The organism is Clostridia bacterium, from assembly GCA_014360065.1.
Classification (GTDB): Bacteria; Bacillota; DSM-521; order Neomoorellales; family JACIYF01; genus JACIYF01.
In genome coordinates this window covers 1-2,676 of sequence record JACIYF010000205.1, presented here as the reverse complement: position 1 = coordinate 2,676, position 2,676 = coordinate 1, and the positions used below count along the sequence as shown (strand labels likewise).

The 2,676-nt window shown below is 51.0% G+C and carries 3 protein-coding genes; all 3 read right to left on the bottom strand.

Annotated features, from left to right (window positions below):
• Window positions 1-67: 67 nt before the first annotated feature.
• Complete coding sequence (locus H5U02_15015; GenBank protein MBC7343730.1) at window positions 68-943, bottom strand: ATP-binding cassette domain-containing protein; 876 nt, start codon at window positions 941-943, stop codon at window positions 68-70.
• 81 nt (window positions 944-1,024) lie between these two features.
• Window positions 1,025-1,744 (bottom strand): hypothetical protein, encoded by a 720-nt coding sequence (locus H5U02_15010; protein MBC7343729.1) that lies wholly within the window; start codon window positions 1,742-1,744, stop codon window positions 1,025-1,027.
• A 109-nt stretch (window positions 1,745-1,853) separates the two neighbouring features.
• Window positions 1,854-2,676 (bottom strand): zinc-binding dehydrogenase (locus H5U02_15005; GenBank protein MBC7343728.1); only part of this gene is annotated, 823 nt, incomplete at its 5' end.

Here is a 2,676-nt window from a genome sequence, read left to right as displayed (position 1 = left end):
AATTCGTTGCTCTGCGGATACTTGTACGTAAGCGTCCTAACCTCAATGGCAGGAACTATCGTGGTGCTCAATAATTAACACCTCCTTGCATGAGCCGGCTTAAAGTCTCTACCGCCTCATCTTCATAAGGAGTAATCCATTCGTGGGGAATCAGACCCGATTCTTCCAGCCTGCACAGTAGCTCCACAACTTGAGGGATCCGCACCCTGCCGCGGATGCGGTTTAAAAGTTCTTTCTGCTTAAAAAGTTCAACTGGAGAAGCATCCGCAATGATCTGCCCGCCATCTATAATGACCAACCGGTCGCATACTTCAATTAGCTCTTCCACCGCTTGCTCCACAACGATTACTGTTACATTTCCCTCGTCCCGAAGTCGACGAATAGTCCTAAATACCTCTTCTCGACCAAGAGGGTCAAGTTCTGACGTAGGCTCATCCAAGATCAGAAGGCGCGGCTTCATTATAAGGGCCCCAGCAATTGCCAGACGCTGCTTTTGACCACCAGACAAGCTATAGGTCTCGCGTTGCTCAAAACCAGAGAGTCGCACAAGATCGAGGTAACCGGGGATTTCCGACAAAATTTTTTCCCTAGGCCACTCCATATTTTCAGGACCAAAGGCAACATCTTCAGCGACTGTGAGGCCAATTATTTGCCCCTCCGGGTCTTGCAGTACCATGCCAACCTGGCTCGCCATCTGTTCGGGACCTGTTTTCTTTATGTCAGTACCACAGACCCTAATTGTGCCCCTAAGCTTCCCCTTAATGGTATGGGGTATCAGTCCCTTGAGGCAGTAGCAAAGCGTTGTCTTCCCCGCCCCGGATGGTCCAATAATCCCTACAAATTCGCCTTCTCGGACAGTCAGGTTAATATCTTTTAGAACCTGAACATCATTAGACATATAGGCGAAGCATAGATTTTCGACTTTCACTATAATATCGCTCATGGCATATCCTCCTAATCCGCTAGGCTAGTTGAGCCAAGACTCTCCCGCTTCTATAACCTTTGCAGAGTAAGCAGGTTGCAACTAATCTTCAGCTCCGACCTGGTAGCGATCTCTCCAGTAAAGTCCCCGGCCTTTGATAATTGGGTAGAGAATCGGCATTAAGATGGCCGACACCACACCAGCCGTAACCATATGATTAATCAGAATGCTAGCCGTTACCCCAGCCCAGCATACCGCTGGAGGCAATACATGAGTGAAATCCAACCATCCAGGAATAACGGTGGCGTGGATTATGGGACCAATGATAATGCCCCACACATAAAAGGTAACCACGTTCCGCCAGTTCCGAAAGTCGGCATCTCTGACCATCTTATACGGGAGCCAGGTCAAGAACGTGTGAGAAAGGCAACCAGCTACCGAACCCACTGTCAAGGCACCCGATATGGCATCTCCTATAGGCATCGAAAAAGTAACCCCGATTGCTCCCGGCAACCCAAACAGGGCTCCAAGGATGGGCGCCAGAGCCAATGTTGGGTTAAATCCACCAATGCCTGGTATAAATTGGAACTGTATCGGCCGTCCCACAATATATACAGCTGCACAGATGGCGACAGTAGCAATGGCAGAAGCATCCCACTTAAAATTGTTCTTAACAATACCGCGCGAGGTTATCGTGTGTCCGCTGAATTCAATGATCCAGATAACGACCGCAGCGACCATTAAAATCAGGGCCAGGGCTATCATTATGCTGTGAATGGCTCCACTGCCCGTGATCAGGTCGCCCAAAAATGATAGTTGCATTTTTCTCCCTCCCAGCTTCCTTAAAGTGCATTCCTCTGACCTCTCCCAGACCCAAAACAGGGTTGCCACACCGGACTATAGCGATATGCCATGAGCGAAAGAATAATCCCTATGGCCGAAGGGCCACTCTGATGCTGCTTCCCCCGTTGTCCATGTAAAACCGCATTGCCTCATCTGCCCTGTCAAGCGGATAGACGTGAGTGACCATCTTTTCAATGGCATATTTACCCGAATTGATGACCTTCACTGCCGCCTCGGTGTCCCATGACTGCCCCAAGCCGCCAATAATCCGTAGCTCCTTGAACACGATCAAATCAGTAGTCAACCCATTTTGCGCAAACCCGCAGGTACCAATCATGACTACCCGCCCAGCCGGCCTAGCAAGCTCGAGGGCAAGCTCCATCATCTGCCCCGACCCTGTAGTCTCAATGACCACATCGGCCATATCTCCTCCGGTTAGGTCCCGTACCACCTCCAACCCATCATTTTTGCTAACATCTACAACGTGATCGGCCCCGTACTCCAATGCCAGATCCCACTTTGCCGGGTTACGAGTCTTGCCCACCACCACAATCGGGCTGGCTCCCGCCTCTTTAGCTGCGATGACGCTGGCAAGTCCCTGGGCTCCGGGCCCTATAATCACAACCGATTCTCCGAAGCGCACCTCGCCCAGCCGACGCACCCAGCGGACCCCATTTCCAAGCACCGACGACATGCAAGCAGCCTCAGGCGGAACATCAGGAGCAATTTTGTGCACCCGCGACCCGGGAGCGCCGTACATGTATTCCCCGTACGCACCCCAAAGGTAAGGAGGTTCATCGCAGGACACATTCACTCCATATACCCTGGAATGCTTGCAAAACTGGTACAGCCCGTTTAAACAGTAATAACACTTTCTGCACACTATATATGGCTCCACTGTTACCCTGTCT

Coding starts and splice junctions, on each gene's coding strand:
- H5U02_15015 (MBC7343730.1), bottom strand. CDS start 943: ATGAGCGATATTATAGTGAAAGTCGAAAATCTATGCTTCGCCTATATG.
- H5U02_15010 (MBC7343729.1), bottom strand. CDS start 1,744: ATGCAACTATCATTTTTGGGCGACCTGATCACGGGCAGTGGAGCCATT.